Annotated in this window: 9 protein-coding genes; 5 read left to right on the plus strand and 4 right to left on the minus strand. The window is 61.2% G+C overall.

Features of this window, described 5'->3' with window-relative positions:
• The first annotated feature begins 48 nt into the window (after nt 1-48).
• The 5 genes from HMF7854_RS11210 (at nt 49) to HMF7854_RS11230 (ending at nt 6,760) form a co-directional block, all read left to right on the plus strand.
• The gene (locus HMF7854_RS11210; RefSeq protein ID WP_126719171.1) at nt 49-636 is read left to right on the plus strand and encodes a hemerythrin domain-containing protein; all 588 of its coding nucleotides are present in this window, start codon (nt 49-51) and stop codon (nt 634-636) included.
• Nucleotides 637-699: 63 nt separating this feature from the next.
• A complete protein-coding gene (locus HMF7854_RS11215; protein ID WP_126719172.1) occupies nt 700-1,479 on the plus strand; it encodes an alpha/beta fold hydrolase in 780 nt (259 codons plus the stop codon).
• An 847-nt stretch (nt 1,480-2,326) separates the two neighbouring features.
• A complete protein-coding gene (locus HMF7854_RS11220; RefSeq protein ID WP_185829260.1) occupies nt 2,327-4,288 on the plus strand; it encodes a hybrid sensor histidine kinase/response regulator in 1,962 nt (653 codons plus the stop codon).
• A gap of 508 nt (nt 4,289-4,796) precedes the next feature.
• On the plus strand, nt 4,797-5,339 hold the full coding sequence (locus HMF7854_RS11225) for a hypothetical protein (RefSeq protein ID WP_126719174.1): 543 nt from the start codon (nt 4,797-4,799) through the stop codon (nt 5,337-5,339).
• A 1,094-nt stretch (nt 5,340-6,433) separates the two neighbouring features.
• On the plus strand, nt 6,434-6,760 hold the full coding sequence (locus tag HMF7854_RS11230) for a hypothetical protein (RefSeq protein WP_126719175.1): 327 nt from the start codon (nt 6,434-6,436) through the stop codon (nt 6,758-6,760).
• An 865-nt stretch (nt 6,761-7,625) separates the two neighbouring features.
• Here the strand turns inward: HMF7854_RS11230 and HMF7854_RS11235 are convergent.
• The 4 genes from HMF7854_RS11235 to HMF7854_RS11250 form a co-directional block, all read right to left on the minus strand.
• The gene (locus tag HMF7854_RS11235) at nt 7,626-8,876 is read right to left on the minus strand and encodes a phosphorylase family protein (RefSeq protein WP_126719176.1); all 1,251 of its coding nucleotides are present in this window, start codon (nt 8,874-8,876) and stop codon (nt 7,626-7,628) included.
• Nucleotides 8,861-9,322 carry a response regulator transcription factor gene (locus tag HMF7854_RS11240; protein ID WP_126719177.1) on the minus strand — a complete coding sequence of 154 codons (462 nt, stop codon included), beginning with the start codon at nt 9,320-9,322 and terminating at the stop codon, nt 8,861-8,863. The genes HMF7854_RS11235 and HMF7854_RS11240 overlap by 16 nt, the downstream gene beginning before the upstream one ends.
• On the minus strand, nt 9,319-12,432 hold the full coding sequence (locus HMF7854_RS11245) for a hypothetical protein (protein ID WP_126719178.1): 3,114 nt from the start codon (nt 12,430-12,432) through the stop codon (nt 9,319-9,321). The genes HMF7854_RS11240 and HMF7854_RS11245 overlap by 4 nt, the downstream gene beginning before the upstream one ends.
• Nucleotides 12,433-12,857: 425 nt before the next feature.
• A complete protein-coding gene (locus HMF7854_RS11250; RefSeq protein WP_126719179.1) occupies nt 12,858-18,971 on the minus strand; it encodes a DUF3320 domain-containing protein in 6,114 nt (2,037 codons plus the stop codon).
• Nucleotides 18,972-19,086: the final 115 nt, after the last annotated feature.

A 19,086-nucleotide genomic window follows, 5' to 3' on the forward strand; every position in this document is an offset into this window, starting at 1 on the left:
AGTGTTTTCGCAAGAAGTCCGTCCTACGTAAGATCTGGAGCTTTACTCATGTCCATCGTCGACGACGCCGTTGCGACCCTCACCCCCGCACCTAGCGAAGAAGATCGTGCCCAGGCGCGCGATGCTGCGAGATCGGCGTCGAGCGACAATGACTGGCTCGCGATGGTGGTCGGTCATCATGAACAGCTTGAGGATGCATTCGCGCGAACGCTCGGCGAGACCTCGGCCGATGGGCGAAAAGCCGCGTTCAAGAAACTGGCAATCATCCTGACTGGTCATGCCGGCGCTGAAGAAAGCGTGATCTATCCCGCAATGGATATGTCGGGGGAAACGCGGCACGCGAATCATGCCTATGACGAGCAGGTCACCGTCAAGAAGGAGATGGCCGCTCTCGAGCAGCTCGATCCGACGAGCCAGGATTTCACCGACAAGCTTGAGCAAGTCCGGACAGCGGTCGCACACCATATGATCGAGGAAGAAGGAGCGTGGTTTCCGGACCTGATTCAAGCTGACGGCGTCGACCAGCAGATGCTGACCATGCGCTACAAGGAAGAATATGACCGATACACTCGCGGGGGTTCCGAGCCGGCCGCGATAGGCATGTCTCGTTCGGCGGACTCCGGACCACGGATGTAAAAACGCCAGTCAACGAATTACCTTGGACTGGCGGCATCAGCCTTCGCTGCGGAATTTTTATCCATGCATCATCTTCGAACCGGCTCCGGTCCTCCCCTGATCCTCGTCCACGGGCTCGGTAACACGCCTCGCGCCTGGGATCCGATAGTTCCGGCACTTGCCGCGCAGCGCGATCTGATCATTGTCACGCTCCCCGGCCATGACGGCGAGCCGATGGAGCACGACAGTGGCACGTTCGCCGGATTGGCACGCAGCGTCGCCGATTTCGTCGCGGAACACCGACTTGAGAATGCTGCCATGACTGGCAGTTCGCTGGGCGCGCGCGTGGTGCTGGAATTGGCACGTCGGGGACATTCAGGTCCAGTCGTCGCACTCGACCCCGGCGGCTTCTGGCTCGGCGCGGAGCGGACGATGTTCCGAACCACCCTGCGCGCGTCGCTGGCCCTGCTGAAGGTGCTCGATCGATCACACATTCTCAAACCGCTGGCGAGAAGTGCGTTCGGGCGGACGTTCCTGCTCGCGCAGCTATCCGCACATCCGTGGCAGCTCGACGGGACGATCGTGGCCAATGAATTGGAATCGCTGGCGCGGACGCCCACCGCAGGGATGCTGATCGACGATTTGGCGCGCGGACCTGCGCAGAAGGGTCCCGCCGCAGCCGGAGCTGGACGGGTGACGATCGGCTGGGGGCGACGCGACCGGCTATGTTTGGCTCGACAGTCACGCCGGGCTTTGGCGGCCTTTCCCAGAGCGCACATGCACTGGTTCGACCATAGCGGTCACTATCCGATGTGGGATGAACCGGCCGCGACCGCACGCGTGATCCTCGACGCTACAGCATAGGTCACCGAATAGTTTGCCGCTGCCTATGATACGCGAGGCGTCGCGATCGGGTGCACCGCAGCCGTCGTCAGGCACCTGTCCCCCGTTGGCACGGCCTAGGCGAAAAGGGCTCATGGCAGGGAAAGGGTTGAAAGCTGCCGTTAGCGGACGGTCCGCTAGCGACCAATTCCGGACATTCTTGGTGCCCAAAGCTTTCCAGCCGGGTCGAAAATGGCGCACCCAGCATGTAAGTGATGGGCACTCATCTCATTGGGAAATTTTCGTCCCGCTAGTCAAGTAGCGCCGGCTTTGCGCCCATTCCGGACGCTTAAGGCCACAGTTCGGGTGCCAGGAAGCGGTAGTTCGTTCAGGAAACGGTGAATGTCTGCTTCCGACCCGTTGCAGACGTTCGGTGAACGGGGCAGGAGTTCTGAATGGGCAAGCGTTCAGGCGTTCCGCATACGGACGAAGAATTGGCGGCTCTGACTTTAGAAGAGCTGCAAACCGAGCTTCAGCGGTCGAGGATGCGTCTTTCAATCCCTCAGTCCACAAAGATGTCGAAGCAGTGGCATAAGCGAATTCATTGGCTCGAGAGTGCCATCGCGAAGCGCGTCTGAGCGTCCGGGATCCACCCGTTCCCGACATCCAAAGCTAGGTCGGTCCAGAGGCGGTAGTTGGTGGGAAGCGGAACGTCTGCTCTCGGATGAGGTGACGGCGTAAGCCGACGTTCGTTCAACTTTCAGCGATGTCTGCTTTCGATTCGTTGCGGGTTTTGAGGACCTTTCACCAAGATCGGCGCCGCCGATCGCAGGACCTGCCCGTCAGCACCGCTGACAGGGATGAGATCCGCGTCGCAAGGGGGAGCGAAGTGGCCAGCAGCATGCGCGCCTCGGCCACTTTTCTCCCATTGATTGACCGGCTTGCTTCGTGTCTGCTGGTGCCCATGCCTGACGATCACGCTTTAAGCCCTTTCTGGCGCAACAGTCAGGATCTTCTCGGAATAGCCGACACGAATGGAGTATGGCTCTCAGTCAATCCGGCCTGGTCGCGCACGCTTGGATGGGAAGTCTCCGATATTGTCGGACGAACGTCGGAATGGATGGAGCATCCCGACGATCGTGACGCCACGCGCCGGGAAGTGGCCGAGCTTGCCGCTGGTTCACCCACATATCATTTCGAGAATCGCTTTCGGACGAAGAATGGCGATTACCGAACGCTGTCCTGGACTTCGGCGACCGAGGACGGGCGCCTCTACTGCGTGGCGCGCGACGTCACCGAACTTCGCGCGCGAACGCTGGCTCTGGCCGATCTCGTGGCCAAGCGTTCGCGCACCTGGGATCTGACGCCCGACCTCCTGTCGGTCATCGATCTCACCAGCGGATGCTTCGACAACGTGAACCTGGCTTGGACGGCCGTGCTCGGCTGGACGATCGACGAGGTAGAGGGCAAACCGTTCGCCGACTTCCTCCATCCCGACGACCTGGCGGGGAGCGCGCAGGCGTTCGAGAAGGCCCGCCGGGGAGAGCCCGTGATCCGGTTCGAGAACCGCTACCGAACCAAGGATGGCGGCTGGAAGTGGCTGTCGTGGGTGGCCCTTCCGGACGGCGACAAGCTTTACTCGAGCACCCGCGACGTCACCGAGGAAAATGACCGCGCCACCGCTTTGGTCGATGCGCAGGAAGGCATGCGGCAGGCGCAGAAGATGGAGGCCGTGGGCCAGCTCACCGGCGGCGTCGCCCACGACTTCAACAACCTGCTCACCGTTATCCGCGGCTCAGTCGATCTGCTGCGGCGGCCAAACCTCCCGGAGGAGAAACGGCACCGCTACATCGACGCGATCGGCGAGACGGCGGACCGTGCGGCCAAGCTGACCTCCCAACTTCTCGCCTTCGCCCGGCGGCAGACCCTGAAGCCCGAGACGTTCAACCTGGTCGACAGCATCGATCACGTCGCCAACATCGTCCAGACCCTGGCGGGCTCGCGCATCGAGCTTGAGGTGATCAGGCCCGCAATTCCGCTGCTCGTCACCGCCGACAAAAGCCAGTTCGACACGGCGATCGTCAACATGGCGGTCAATGCGCGGGACGCCATGAAGGGTGAGGGTCGGTTGACGATCCGGGTCGGTGCAGTCTCCAACATTCCTGCGCGGCGAACCCATACGTCCGTGGTCGGCGACTTCGTGGCGGTGGTCGTCACCGACACCGGAACTGGCATCGCCGAAGCCGATCTCATGCGGGTGTTCGAGCCGTTTTTTACCACCAAGGGTGTGGGCCAAGGAACTGGACTAGGTCTGTCGCAGGTCTTCGGGTTCGCCAAGCAGTCGGGCGGCGATGTGCATGTCGAGAGCACCGTCGGCGAAGGAACGACCTTTACCCTCTACCTTCCACGTGAATTCGAACAAACCGAGAAACCGGCGAGCGTGCCGCTTTCGTCCGTTGGAGGTCGAGGATTATGCGTCCTTGTGGTCGAGGATAACGAGAGCGTTGGCGACTTCGCGTCAGAAGCCCTAGTCGAACTCGGCTACGACAGCATTCTGGCCCGGACCGGACAGGAAGCGCTGGAGCGCCTGGCAGAGGATTGCGGGCGATTCCGCGTCGTTTTTTCCGACGTCGTCATGCCCGGAATGAGCGGGATCGAATTGGCCGAAGCCGTCCGCCGCGACTATCCGCAGCTCCCGGTCATCCTGACCAGCGGCTACAGCCACGTTCTGGCCGAGAATGGTCAGCACGGCTACGAGCTGCTGCACAAACCCTATTCGATCGAGCAACTCTCGCACCTTCTCCGCAAGGCAATCGCTTGGCAAAACAACGAGCGAGAAGTCCCAGCCTAACGGCTACTTTTCACCTGTAGCCGACATTCAGCTCTCAAGCCGGTGAGCGGTAGCAATTGGTGGTTTGCAGACCGTCCGCTCTCGGGTGACCAGCCTAGGTTTCCGGACGCTCGTTGCCCTAGCTGCGGGCGACTGCTCTCGACTCATTGCGGACATTCGCACGCTCGCTCATCACCAATGCATGAGGTTAGGAGCGAAAACGCAAGGCAGGCTAACGGGCCTCCTCTTGCTGAGCTGTCTCAGTTGCAGCCCTGCCAAGCAACCGCCCCCGAAGCGGGAAGAAATTGTTCAACCACGACCCGAGAACGTTAGGTTCTACGAGCGCCCTGCTTCCTTGGCCGCTGTCCGACATTCCGGCAAAGCCGTTCCGATACTAGTCCTGATTGAGACAGATCCGTGGCTCTCGGTCGTTGGGTCCGAATCTCCAACTTTCGTCCTCTACGAAGACGGGACTGCAATTTGGCGAGATGGTAGCGGGTTCCGAATCACACGCCTTACGGGTCCAGACTTGCAGGGCTTCCTTGCTGCTCTGAAGCTCGACGCGCTCCATCCCCTTTACGGGCATTATGACGCGGATACGGCGACGGACCAACCGGAGGAAAACTTGCTCGTCTACCGGGGCGACAAGCCTACCTTCATCTCCGTTTATGGGTCGCTCAAGACGCCTGAGGTGCGGTCACAAGTTCCGGCCCCGATCGTCACGCTTTATGACACGCTGAAGAACGTCAACCTTCGCCCCAACGCCGAGTGGTTGCCCGACAGGATCGAGGTAATGGTATGGCCATATAACTACGCGCCAGATGCATCTACCAAATGGCCAACCAACCTCCCAGACCTGAACGATCCTCGGACAATTAAGCGCGGGGACTCGTTCAGCATCTACATCCCTTCGTCCAAGCTGGCAGAAGTTCGCGCCTTGCTCGCTCGCCGCACTGAGAAAGGCGCAATCAAGATCAATGGCAAGAAGTGGGCGGCTAGCATCCGGTTTCCATTCCCGACAGAGCGCCTTTGGCTGGCGCCCAATCCCGAAGCCAAGCACGCGAGCGATTAAAGAAGCCAAGTGGGCCTTGCGTCCGCTTTCGACCCATTGCGGACATCAAGCTTGTTCGCTTAGCGTAGCGGCTATGCGCAGGTCGGTGGCCCTCTTTTTAATCGCTGCAGCGAGCGCTGCGGACGCGACGCAAGGTTGGGCTGAAGAGTCTCTCGCCACTCACGGTACGCGGGGAGCGCAAGAGGCTTACAAGGTCTGCCTCACCCGGATGATGCGAAGTCTGCAGACATCGAAGCTGACGATCCAACAGTCTTCAGACGTGGCGCTCGGTCGATGCATCTCGGAACGAGACGCCTTTACAATGTCGCTCCTCGCACTCTTTGCTTCGGACCGCGTCACCTCCGATGAAAGCAGGCAAGCGGCGTTTCAGACACTCGGGCGCGAAGAGCACTTGATGTTGATGGAGGCGAGGCGACGGATGGCCGCAGCCAGAGGGCTCAAGTGGAACGAAGAGCTTCATACAAGCTATGATTAGCGTCTGAGCGAACGTCCGCTTTCCACCGTTAGCAGACGATCTGGGACGGTAGGTCGGGCTAGACCGACGAGCGCCTGCATCCGGTGGATTGCAGACCGTCCGCTCTCGGGTGACCAGCCCACGCTTCCGGACATCCGTTCAGCCAAACCACGGATGGCTGCTTTCGACTCATTCCGGCCAATTGAGGTCGTCTCCACTACCAGAATGTAGCGTGACAACTCATAAGGTGTTCATGGACAGGTATCGCAAAGCACAACTCGCCGAACGCGTGCTCTTCGGTGTGCTTGTGGCGCTCCTCGCGGGCGGGGGGTTCGTTTACGGGTTGTTCAAGGATGAAGTCTCGCCTCGGCCACTGGTTGGAGGCGTGATCGCTTACATGTGCGCATGCTACCTCATGTATCGCCTTGCGCTGGGAGTGGTTCTTCGGAAGCTCTGACCGTTCACTTTCCGACCAAGCATACGCCTAACCCGCGGCGGGATAGACTGGCCGTGTCTGGTGGATTTCAGACCGTCCGCTCTCGGGTGACCAGCCCAAGTTTCCGGACGCTCGTTCAGCTACCCTGCGGGATGGCTGCCTGCGACCGATTGCGGCCATGCGGCTACGCGATAAACAACGGCCATGAACAAGCAGGAACGTCTCTACCAGCAAGCCGAGGAGCTTGAGCGCGAGTATCGCATCGTGCTGACCACTGCACTGTCAGAGTGCGCGGCTGGTAGGTGGGGCCTTTTCGGCCACAACGAACACCTTCATGGTTATGAAAGCCCGAAGGAGTTGGGTGATCTTCGCGCGTTAGCCCAAGCTATAAATCGATTCCGCGCCCGCGTCGGCGTGGGCCCATTCTCGCTCCATGACGAGTTCGAAGCAGCGAGAGGCCGGGCTGACGCCAATGCTCCCGGCGAACCAAAACAAGCGGAAGTTTGGCTCTTACGGGTGGCTGGCGCTTAGGACCGCTTTCCACCCAATCACCGTTCGAGCCGATCGGCAGCGATCGACCCATTGCGGACATTAGCAGGTGCGGCTTAGGCTCGCCTTGTGAAGCAAAAGTTGAGGAACGTCAGCGTTGGCTGCGCGGCTCTCGCCGTGCTGTTGATCGTTGCTGCGTGGCTCGGTTGGCCGCCTATCTGGGACCTTCTTTTTGGGACGGCTTACTGTCTTGATGGGTATGGCGGCTGCCCCTGGGACTAACGTCCGCTTTCCACCCATTGCGGACATTCGCGCTGCGAGCCATTGTTAGTCGAGTGACGGCATACAAACGGATACGTGGGTTTGTTGATCGAGACCTAGGCATGCAAACAGGTCGCCCCGGCGCACTCGTGTTCTTGGTCGCGGCTCTGCCGTTCTTAGGCGTGCCGATGATCGGCAACTGGTGGTGGATACCCTCGGTGCTGTTTTCTGCTGCTTGGCTCGGCTTCGCTGGCTGGCGTGTCTGGTGGATCTTTAGAACGGGCCTGATTGATGCTGACCGCACGGATTGGGTTGACCCAAAGTAACGTCCGCCTCCCACCCGTTCCCGACATACAAAGCCAAGTCGGTCCAGAGGCGGTATCTGGTGAGAAGCGGAACGGCAGCTTGAGGGTTTGCATAACGGGGTTGCAGACGTTCGTTCACGCGAGGCGTGGAGCGGCTTAGCAAACGCCTCGATCGTTGGCAGTTGATATCCCGGCGCCCGAAAGTCGCCCTTAGTTGAGCTGCTGATCCGGCAGGCAGGCTATGTTTACGATCAGCTAATCTGTCAATTCGGCGCCTTACGCACATCAGCATCTGTCTTGCCGGTACTTAAGCCGAGGTAGCGACGGCTACACACCTACGATCAGTTGTTACCCTCGGAGTCAAACTCCCAGAGCTCTGTAGCGATCACCCGGGCGATATAAGCGGAGGAGTATGAGCAGGAGGCGTGCAGCCGGTCATCCTTCTCGGGGCCGCATTCGTCAGCGACAGACTTTATGCACAGGAATTCAGGGGGTGCAGCATGGGGGTACTTACAGGCGAAGTAAAACCCGAACGATTCCATGTCCACACCCCCAATGTCCTCGTTGAGTGACTTGATGTCTACAAGCACGTTTGGATCACCGATGACTGCAGATCCCGAGGCAAATGGAACAAGCCTCAGTTTCGGCTCAAGAACCTCGCCCTTTGACAAAAGTGCAACCTGCGCATTCAAAGATTTGGGATCTTGAATGCCTTGCTCCACCAGCTGGCGTGCAACCCGATGTGTGCGGCTATTCCGAATGACCACGGGCTCAGGTCGAGAGTAAAGCCGAGCAGCTTGCTCCGAAGGCTTCCACTTCCCGTAATCCCAATCGAAAGCAGACCCGGCGAAGAGCACGTCTCCCAAATCTGCTTTGTTTGGCACACCACCGCAGAAGCCCGTCATGATAGCGAGGCGGGGACGCAACTGGCAAATCAGCCCTTGAGTCTCAGATGCAGCTGACGGTTGTCCTGCCCGACCGATCGCGAAGCATGCACCACGCCGCGGCTGCCCATTACGATCCGTGAACACGAAATCATGCAGTCCGGGTGTTGCCCGGTTCTGCTCAAGCTGAAAAAATTCGCGGAAGGGCGAGAGTTCTTTGTCCAGGGCGGTCACGATCAGTAAATCTAGTTCGTGCTTGGTAGACAGGGATCTTGAGCGAGATTTGCCCGACTCCAAAACATACCGAACACGGTCGCTAAGTTGCTTCCGCCAGGGACTGCCGTCCTTCTCCGCTATGACGGCCATCAAGTGCGGGCCGATATTGTTCTGGACGTTATCGAGTGCGCTCTCATCTTTCGTAATGCCCAGAATGTTCCCAGGATTCAGCAGCACGGGCGAGGCGAATAGTTCCTCCAGCAAGCCTTCCGCGACGCGGAAGTCGTGCGATCCGCGTCCGGAGACAACGGGGATGGTAAGGTCAATAATGAGCAGATCGTAGTAGAGGTCTGCCAGACGAGCGCGAGCTGTCGACGCGTCGTCTACCAAGTGAACTTTAGCCTTTGAGCACAAGGCATGCACGAGGCTTTCGATTTCGCGTCCAACATCTTCGCGATCATGAACTATGAGTACATTCACGAACCACTCCACTGCTGCAGCATGCGGCTGAACTTTCTATTCCAGTTTGCTGCTCCATAGCGAACCGATCCAATGTACGACTTTCCGAGCCAATCAGACGCAAGGCCGCTTATATCGGCGAGGTTCATTATTGCATTGTCGAAGCGATCAGGATCTTGGAAACTATCGAAGCCTGTCACCACTATGGTTGGGTGCGCAATCTTGAAGAGAGCCATGCGCTCAAGAACATCAAGCCCTCCTAGGGTCGCATGTCCTGCTCCTTGCATGGCCCCACTTCCGTTTATGTCCATCGAGAGATCAACTATCACCAAGTCCCAACCTGGCATCATCACCGCGTCCTCCGCCTCGTTCAGGTTGAAGGCGCGTTGAAACGTGTGCAGGCCTGGGAAAACGGAAACAATTATCGAACGCACTTCGTCAAATTTGCTCTGCACATCCTCGATGATCAGGATTTTCACGTCGGCATCGCCTTAGGCTCACTTCCGAACGCCGCTAGTGGAACGGCGACGTGGAAGTACATTCCTTTTCGGCAAACATGAACGCTTGTGTTGGCCCTGACCAGGGAAGCCGCCAAGTAGGCAACTTTTTTCAAGCCGGAATTGCCTTCACCAAATAGCGCCTCTTGGAGAGTGGCATAGGGGTGTCCAACAATTACGTCGACGCCAGCTTCGCCTTCTGCACGACGGTTGGAAAAAACAAGAAAGCTACCGCTCGACCCACTGGAGCGTGATATGTGCAGGGCGGCACCAGGCTGAGCGGCGTACTTGCGGACGTTCTGCACGATTTCACTCAACAAGTCGTAGACGTGCCGAATGTTCGCGGGCGAAATCTCATGCGAGCTGACCGGACCGGGCAAGCCCTTCAAGCGCAGGTTACCGGCGGCTTCATCAAGGCGAAAGCGCTGTCTAACAGCGTTGAACACCTCGTCGATGCTCAGGCTTTGATCACGATTGCCTTCTGGGATCCTAAACCATTCATCCAGCTCTTTGGTTCGCCGCATGAATGCCGCCGCGACAGCGTCAGCTACCCTTTGATGCTCTTCACTGGTGCCCCCGTGCTGCGCCTGTTCTAGCCGGGTTGTTTGCACCCTACGTTCCAAGGCCGGACCAAGCTCAGCCGCCAAAAACTCCCTTGCTCTTTCGAGGTCCTTCTCCAGGCGGGGCTTGATCCAATCAAAAACGTGGCGAACGATACCTTCAAGGTCGCTTCCTTGAGCTATCTCAAGAAGCGCACTCATTTCGGCTTTCGTAGGAATGTAATCGAACAAACCTTGCGATTTGTCTTTACGATGCGTGTGCATTCTCGCATCGAGCCAGCGCTGTATTTCACGATAGACCGGTGGAGGATAGCTTGCCACAATCTTCCGGCTTCTGGCCGGGGACACGCCGGCAACATCACCGATCTCTACTTGCTTGATAGCGTTTTCGTATTCTCGTCGGAATGCGTCGTGCCTGATCCGGACAGACAGGATTGATTCGATTCCAGTAGTCGGGTGAGTAAGGAAGGTGTCGATCACACCTCCGATGACGAGAACCAGTGGCCAATCCCTGTTAGGAGCTTCGTAGTCTCCAGTGGCGGCGTTAGCGAACTGGTACGGCGAGGTTCGCCTTGTATTTGCGACTGCGTCCTCCGGAACGGCTAGTGAGACAGCTTCGTAAGCCGAGTATGCGTCCCTCGTTCTCTCTAAAGCACTCTCGAAGAGGGTGTCCCAGCCAACTTCAAATTGCCGCGCACCAACACTCATCCTGCACAACATTGCGGTAAGCCGCGCTTGCTCGCGCTCAAGGTCACCCTGGTCGAAAACACCCTCCTTGAAGTCGTACTTCTTTACGGCACGAGTCAGGAGTTCCAGCCGGTACGAGACGGCGGCGACATAATTGTCAGTAAGACGAAGCTTGAGAATGGTGTCCGGGGTCAGAAAATAACGAATGAAGGCGCTGCTATCTGCTCCCAGGTTGTTGTGCAGCCACTCACTGAACTCCTCGACGGATCTTATCTTGCGAGTGATAGGCTCGATCGAAACCCGAAGAGGCACGGACTCCCGGCGAAATTCTTCCAGCTGGCGGAGAAAAAGGCAGAAGATGACATCTAAGTTGCCGACCAGCGGCCCCATGCCGACTGCGCTGATGAAGCCGGACAGCCAATTCCAGTCTAGCCCACTAAGGTACCGTGGAGTGATCAAGACCGGAAAACGCGCTCGCGCCAGGTTTGCCCACTCATGGATACGCCCTTCGGCCTGACTCTGAAGAAGCGACCAGTTCGCAGCCTTGATCCAGATGCGGTCTTCGCGCTTTTCGGTCAGTGGTCCGAGGTGGGACGCTACTTTGTCGATGAGTTCTGTCGCGCTGAGGTCGCTGTTGAATCGGCCAAGTTTTGCAACTGCGTAGCCTTGAGGGCCACTGAACGCGAACGGGTTTAAATTCCCTGTGATGAGAATGCCACTGAGCAGGTCAAGGCGCTCCTGCTTCGGTTCGGTCCGGCTGAACAGGTACAAGCTGGTTGCCACGTGCCGAACCAATCGAGCGCTGGCAAGAACCGCGAATTTTCGGTGAAAGCTTGCAAGCTCATCGAAATGCTTTGGGTCCGGATACCTAGACCATCGAGCATCTCTTAATGCCAGTAGCACATCCTTCTCTTGACTGATTTCCGGAGGTGCTTGGCAATCCATGTCAAAAATAGATCGCAGCATGCCCAATTCTGATCCCGAGGAATCAAGTGCTATCCCGTGAAACTCAGCAGGACATTCGACGTAAGGTAGCTGCTCGCCACGAGCTAAGCTGACCAAGCGAGAAACGCGGTGCTGCGGGAAAGCCCGCGCCAGCAGCTCAAATTGCTCGAGGTAAGTCGGTTCTATTCGGTCACCGTAAGCAAAACGACGCGCCAAGTCAGTTGTGAGATATTCAAGCGCATCATAAGGGTGGCTCAGCAATGCAACGTAACACCGCATAGCCAGATTAGCCGTTTCCGGCTGGTCAGGGGTCAGGAGAAACTTCGCGAGGATCTTTTCGGCCGGACCCGTGCCCTTACGGGGAAGTATCTGCCCTAGAAGTTGATCAAGAGCGTGCGGCTCCGGCAGATTTATGAAGTAATACACAAACGGATATAGTAGCCGGTTCTGAGTCCAGTGGGATGGCAGATTTGTGTCTAGGTATTCCCGGATCATTTGGTCGGAAAAGCTATGGAGAGCAGCATACAGCTTCATGGATGAAAGTGCTTGCTGATCAACAGGCCTCAAAGCCAGTAGGCGAGCCTTTAGTCCCTCCGCATCCCCGGCGAACGACAGGGCAGACCCAACCCTATCTAAATCTATCCACGCGTTCACCCGATCCGGATTAGCAATGATGTATGCCACAGCGAGCTTGAGATAATTGAGCTCGACTGCAGCATTTGTCTGCCGACTCAGTTTCTCAATCTGAACCAGATTTTCATTATCTATGTCTAAGGCTTTTCCAAATGAACTTTCGGCGATGTGAAGCCAGCTTTGAATAGATTGGGCGGGTAGCTCTCCGATCACCTGCGACTGCCGCGAGGTAATGACGCGGTGGATGGTTAATATGGTATCGGCCATTGCCCCCTTGCTTCGCAGAGCATTCGTGAGGTCTGCCTCCAGAGTTCCCCGCTTGTTCCGCCTGCTCGACCCGCTCATTTGTGTCCGTTTCTACGCTTTGACAGAGCCACTCTTCCAGACAAGCGCTTGAAGAAGCAATGGCGATAAACATTAATGGATACTTTAGCCGCTTACATTCATCGATCGTCCGCACGGAGAAGAATGCGTGAATCAAAAGGCAGGTGCGGGCGTCATTGGAGCAAGAGCAATCACGTTCCGGGATTGTGTCCGCTTGGACCCCAGGCGAACCGGAAACTGAGGCGCAGTATGCGGCCAGGTCCAGCCATTGCCCGCAGGCACCGACGTCTAAATGTGGGAAGCCGAGAAGCGGCCTTGAACGTCGGCTTATGGGTCCTACCGGTCTGTTATATAGAAGGCTGCGAGCATCAGGTGCTCCCATAGTGCTCCCGGATGTATGGCGTTGCTTCGCTCAGCCTGAGTTCCTGCGTCGAGTTGCCCGATCGCACGTAGAAGCGCTCGGCCATGTTACCGGCCCGGTCCACGAGGCTGACGAACACTGGCTGGGCTGAACGGTCCATGTCGACCCGGCACACGGCCGTACCGTCCTGGTCGGGGAAGCTCACGCGGATCTTCGCCGCCCGGCAGGCTTGGCCGAAGTGCTTGGTGAAGAGGTTTGTCAGGTGCAGTTCCAGCTTGTCGCGGTTGCCCCCGAGGCAGGCGTAGTCACGGTCCAGCCCCTTTGCCTGACCATCGTCAGCGACGCCGATCAGCAGCGTGCCGCCAACGCGATTGGCGAAGCCTGCCAGCGTCTTCACGACGACGTCCTCCAGCTTCCTGTTCTCCTGGCCCAGCGCTACGTCCCATCTCAGCGTCTCCTTGAACTCGAGGCGCTCGTGCTCGCCCTCCGCGATGAGCGCGGCGAGCGCGGACGGCGGCCGTTCCGGAGCCGGCACGGGGGCGTGCGGCCCGAGCACCAGCAGCCCGTCCCGCTGGGCCAGCCAGCCCTTCACCAGCGCCGCCTCGCGCACCTCGGCAATGGCGTCCCGCAGCTGACCGCTCGTCGACTTGAAGCCCAGCGCGCGGGAGACCACCGAGCATACCTGCTCGTCCGACGCGCCGAAGTTGGCACGCACGACGTCCAGGATGGCAACCTCGATCTCCGCGGGAGGCAGCGTGTCAGGCCGCCTTAGGCTTGGCGAGTGCACCGCGCTGCGGTCTCTGACCATAGCCTTGCGGCCGGGCACCGTTACGAAGTCGCCGTCTCGCGCAATGCGGCCGGAGCGCATCGACACGCCGATCGCCCGCTCGACCGCGTCCTGGATACGACCGCCGGCGCGCTTGAGGCCCCAGGCGTCGCGTATCCGATTCACCACCTCGTCGACGTGGACGGGCCCCTCGGTCGCAACCGCCGCCTCAACGAGCTGCGACAAGGCGCCGGTCGGCGCGTCGTGCAGTTCGCATCCTAGGTGCGGGGGCCGCTGGAGCACCGCCTCCTCGTAGGCTGCGGCCGCGGGCTTGTCGTCGCTGGCGGCGAACCCGATCTCGGTCACGTCTTCGCGCTCGACGGTCACGATGTCCACGGGCACGGCCCGTGCGGCGCGCCTTCCCGTCGCCTCCGCGTCGTGCTCGGCCTTGGCAGCCTCGATGCGCGCGACCACGATCTCGAGCTGCTCGTTCGGCCGCTGGAACCAGTCGGTGCTCCAAATGCGATGGATCGTCCAGCCGTGGCTCTCCAGCACCGACTGGCGGAGCCGGTCGCGGTCGCGTGCCGAGCGCGCGTCGTGGTAGGAGGCGCCGTCGCATTCGATGCCCAGCAGGTAGCGGCCAGGGCGCTCGGCGTCCGCCACGGCTAGGTCTATGAAGAAGCCGGCAAGCCCGACTTGGGGGTGAACCTGATAGCCCCTGGCTTGGAGAGCCTTTGCCACTTGTTCCTCGAACACGCTGTCGTGGTCGCGGCCGGTGCTCTCCGCCATGGTCATGCTGCCCGTTCGGGCGAAGTGCATGAACATCTTGAAGGCGAACACGCCCTTGCGGGTCTGCGCGAAGTCGAGGTCGATGTCTTCGTCCGACATCGACGCGAACACTTCGCAGCGCTGCTTCGCGCGGCTGATGAGTACGTTGAGCCGGCGCTCGCCTCCTTCGGTGCCGAGCGGGCCGAAGCGCATCGGCACGCGACCGCCGGGCGTGGTCGGCCCGTAGCCGACGGAGATCAGGATGACGTCGCGTTCGTCGCCCTGCACGTTCTCCAGGTTCTTTACGAAGAACGGCTCCGACGGGTGCGCCTGGAAGAATGCCTCCACCTCGGGCGGCAGCGTGCGTCGCAACAGCTCGAGCTGGTCCAGGATCGCGCGGCGCTGCGAGGTGGAGAACGTCGCGACGCCGAGCGACAGCTTCGGATTGTCGCGCGCGTGCGCCGCGATTGCCTGCGCGACGACCTTCGCCTCGACGGCGTTGGTCCGGGTGCCGCCAGCGTCCCAAATCCCCTGGGGAATGTGGTGGTAGCGCAGGCCCATCCCCGCTTCCGCGGTATAGGGGCTGGGCACGATGAAGAGCTTGTTCTCGTAGAACTGGCGGTTGCTGACGGCTATCAGCGACTGGTGCTTGCTGCGGTAGTGCCAGCGCAGCATGCGAGTTGGCAGGCCACGCGCGGTGAAAAGGCCGAGAATGCTTTCTATGTCGGCGACCCGGCTGCCCGTCTCGTCCTCGTCGTCATTCGCCGCTCCGCTCGTCACCTTCGAGAAGAAGGCGGTGGGCGGCAGCTGCTTGGGGTCGCCGACGACCACCACCTGCTTCGCCCTGGCGACCGCGCCGAGCGCGTCCACCGGCTGGATCTGGCTCGCCTCGTCCATCACGAGCAGGTCGAACTCGAACACGCCTGGCGCTAGGAACTGCGCGACGGACAGTGGGCTCATCATGAACACGGGCTTCAGGGCCTGGACGGCGGGTGCCGCCTTCTCCATCAGGCGGCGGATCGGCATGTGGCCGCGCTTGCGTGCGATCTCGGCCCGCAGCACGCCAAGCGGCCCTATGGCGCCTCCGTCGCGCGGCGGAACGCGCTTGTGATGCGCGCTCACCACCTCGTAGCTCGCCGACGAGATACGCTGTCGGTCCATGTCGGCGAACTCGCGAGCGAGCCGTCCGTGCAACGTACCATCGAACCTGCCGAGTTCGGGTTCGGCGCGCACCTGGTCCGCGTAAATCGCTTCATAATAAGCCATCTCGAACGCGCCGATCGCGCCGTCCGGGGCGAGCCTTCCGTCGGCGAGCCTGTCGACGATGTCGCCGCAGCCCAACGTGCAGGCGCTCTCGGTCCGGTCGCGATAGGCGACCCACTGGAAGAGCTTCTCCCCCGAGCGGGACCATGTCTCGAGCCGGGCGTGCAGGTCGGCGGTGCCAAGGGTCTCGACCCGGTCGGTGCCGAACGCGCGAACGCGGTTCAATGCGATCGCGTCGAAAGCGGAACCCAGGTCCGCCAGCAGGTCGTCCTGCAGCTGCTCCAGCTGCTGGGCCAGACGCCCCGGTTCGGAGCGGTCGGCAGTTCGGCTCGCTAGCATGCGGATGTCCGCGTTGGCCGCCATCCACTCCGCCGTGATGCCCAGCTTGCGCCAATCCGATGCCGTGCCCTGCCAGCCTTCCGCGAACGCAGTCTCCCCAAGGGACGCCGCGGCTTCGATCCGCGCTGACAGCTCTTGGCCGGCCGCCACCCGTTCCAGCAGGGACAGGCGGCGACCCGCCGTCAACCCGGTGGTGGCGAGTAGGCGGCCGGAGGTTTTGTCCGCCTCGTGCATGCGGACGGCGAAGGCGAGCAGAGAGGTGAGGTCCGCCTGGAGCGCGTCGACCCCATCGCCAAATGCCGACGCGCGCTTGTCTCCGAGCGCATCCCATAGCCTCGCGGCGCTGCTGGCCAGATCCGTCGCGAGCGACGTCGTCCGCGCGGCGCGCGTGCCCACCTCCGCCTGATCGGGCTTCCTGGCGGCGATTAGGCGCGGCTCGGCGCCAAGGTCGCGTAGCGAGCGCATCCAATCGACGAGCGCGAGCAGAGGTTCTGACGCGGAGCGGTCGCCTCGCCAGTGCGAAGCGAAGGCGCTGCGGCCGAGCGCTTCGTCGGCCCCGATTGAGCGCTTCGCTGCCTGGCCGGCGGCGAGCGCGTCAAGCATGCCGAGCACCTCGTCCAGTGGTGCTTCGGGACGTGACAGCACCGACCGGACGAGCCTGTTGGAGCGCCGCCATTCGCCGCTGAAGATCTTGAAGAAGCCAGCACCGTGCGTGGCGAGTACCGTCCGGGCGCCAGCGAGGTCCATGCCCCAGGCCGCCTCTGACAACCCGTCTCCGATGCGGATCCTGGCCGACTCCAGCCTAGCGACGGCTTCCGCCAGGTCCGCGGCGCGCTCCACGCCGCCGTCCCAGAGATCGGCCGCGAACGCCTCCGCGCTGGCGTCGGGGGCGGCAGCGACCCGCTCGCCGACCTGGGCTAGCTTGGCGGCGTCGCGCATCGTGGTCGGCGCATCCCGTCCCATCGCTCGGGCGAGCGACGCGGAATCGGAAATGAGGCGGGATAGGCCGTCCGCGAGCACGGTCACCGACGCGAACGCATCGGAGTCCAGCCCGGAAGGAAGCAGCCAGAGGGCGGCGATCGTCTCCCCCAGGTCCGCCGTCCAAGCGCCTTCTCCAACGGACGGCGCCAGCTCCAGCCTCAGCGCTGCGTGATCTCTTCCGATGGCGAGCAGCGCGGCGATCTCGCCGGCCCGTTCGTCCCAGGCGGGCGCGGCAATCGCCGCGGCCGCCAGTCGGGGCGCCTCGGCTATGCGGCCGGCAAGCGCCGCGAGCGGCGCGAGAGCGTCCAAGGTCGCAGGTCGCGGCTGCTCGAGCTGCACAGCCAGGCCCGCGACCGCCTCGTTGTGGTCGGCGAGGCGCTCGGCGAGGGTCGCAATGCGGCCGGTCAGCCGCTCGACGTCTGTCGGAAGGATCGATGAAAGGCCGACCCCATGCCAGGTGTGGTCCTCGGGCCGGCCGATGACCTCGATCCTGTTGACCAGGTCCGAGATGACGCCGTGCCGCTCTGCAAAGGCGTCGGGTGTCCAACCCTGCGGGTCGGCCAACGCGATGTCGTTCGGCTTCTCGCCACCAAGCCTTAGGCGGCTGAGCTGTCCAATGACCTGGAACGGCGTCAGCCCAGATCCGGCGTGCGGCGCGTGCATCCGCGCGGCGTGCCCGTTGAGCCTGTCGCGCGCTTCCCGCAGGCGCGCGTGGAGCGATCCCGGCTGTTGCCCCCGTGGTGCGCCGAGCTCCCACGTCCGGCGCAGCTCCTCGAGCAGGGCGCGCTTGTTTGCCTTACTGCTGTGCAGCTCTAGGCACGCGTCCCCGACGCCGGTGGAATCTAGCCGCCGCTTGACGACCTCCAGTGCCGCCATCTTCTCGGCCACGAACAGGACGGTCTTGCCGTCCGCCACGGCCGAGGCGATCAAGTTGGCGATCGTCTGACTCTTGCCGGTGCCCGGCGGGCCCTGGATAACGAGGTTGCGGCCGCGGCGCACCTCGTGGACCGCGAGTGCCTGCGAGCTGTCGCTGTCCACGATGTGGAGCATGTCGCTGGGCGGAATGAACGGATCGATGTTCGCGTCCTCGGGGATCATCTCCCCCGAGCCCTCGAAGCCGTCATTGAGCAGGCCCTGCACTAGCCCGCGATCCGTGATCCTAGCCGCGGCGGGCCAGCTCTCCGGGTCGAGGTCCCGGTACATAAGGAACTTCGCGAAAGAGAAGAAGCCGAGGACGATGTCATCAGGGGCCACCGCCCAGCCCGGCTTGGCCGAGACAGCATCGGCAACCTCGGCGAAGTAGCCAGTCGGGTCGAACGCATCGCCCGCCTCAAAGGCGGGCAGCCGGATCCCGTGGACGCGGTCGAGGAACGCCTCCAGCGACAGGTTCGACGCGTAGTCCTCCTGTCTCGCTCGCAGCTTGAACTTCTCGCCGGCGTTGCCGCGCTCGAGCGACACGGGGATGAGGACGAGTGGCGCGAAGCGGATGTTGGTGGCGTTCTGCGGGTCAACCCATTTCAGCGCGCCGAGCGTCAGGTAGAGGATGTTGACACCCTGCTCCTCCTCCAGCGTGCGAGCGTCGAAGAACAGGTCGAGCAGGCGACGCTGCAATCCCTTGGGCGTCAGCCGAGTCTGGAGCCGAGTGTCGGAATGACGCGCCTGGATACCGCGGTCGTCGACCTCGTCGTCTTCGGGCTGGGCGAGTTCTTCTATCTCGTCCGCTTCGTCTCCATCCTCAACAGTTTCGGCGGCGGATTTGCCGGCCGTAAACGAGAAGACCCGGTTCTCGCGCACGAGCAGGCGGAAGACCTCGGCGCTGAGTTCGTCGACTACCTCAAGAGCCCGAACGCTCTTCGAAGACCTCGGCATGTTGAGCAGACGGTTGCGGGCTGACAAGTCGAGCAGTGCCATCCGCGCCCGGTCCAGCTTCTCTCGGATGGGCAGAGCGCTCTGGAACACCGACATGGACTCGTCGGCCTGCTCGCTGATCGGATTACTAGCCACGCCAAGTCCCTCCCTAAACCAGCAATATGAAAGGGTTCCGGGCGCACTGTCGAGTCATTTGGGTCGCCTTATACAACGGCCGATGCTGCCATGGCTTCAAGGCAGCGCGGTCATC

The organism is Sphingomonas ginkgonis (genome assembly GCF_003970925.1).
Taxonomy (GTDB): Bacteria; Pseudomonadota; Alphaproteobacteria; order Sphingomonadales; family Sphingomonadaceae; genus Sphingomicrobium; species Sphingomicrobium ginkgonis.

Coding starts and splice junctions, on each gene's coding strand:
- HMF7854_RS11230 (WP_126719175.1), top strand. CDS start 6,434: ATGAACAAGCAGGAACGTCTCTACCAGCAAGCCGAGGAGCTTGAGCGC.
- HMF7854_RS11215 (WP_126719172.1), top strand. CDS start 700: ATGCATCATCTTCGAACCGGCTCCGGTCCTCCCCTGATCCTCGTCCAC.
- HMF7854_RS11210 (WP_126719171.1), top strand. CDS start 49: ATGTCCATCGTCGACGACGCCGTTGCGACCCTCACCCCCGCACCTAGC.
- HMF7854_RS11245 (WP_126719178.1), bottom strand. CDS start 12,432: ATGGCCGATACCATATTAACCATCCACCGCGTCATTACCTCGCGGCAG.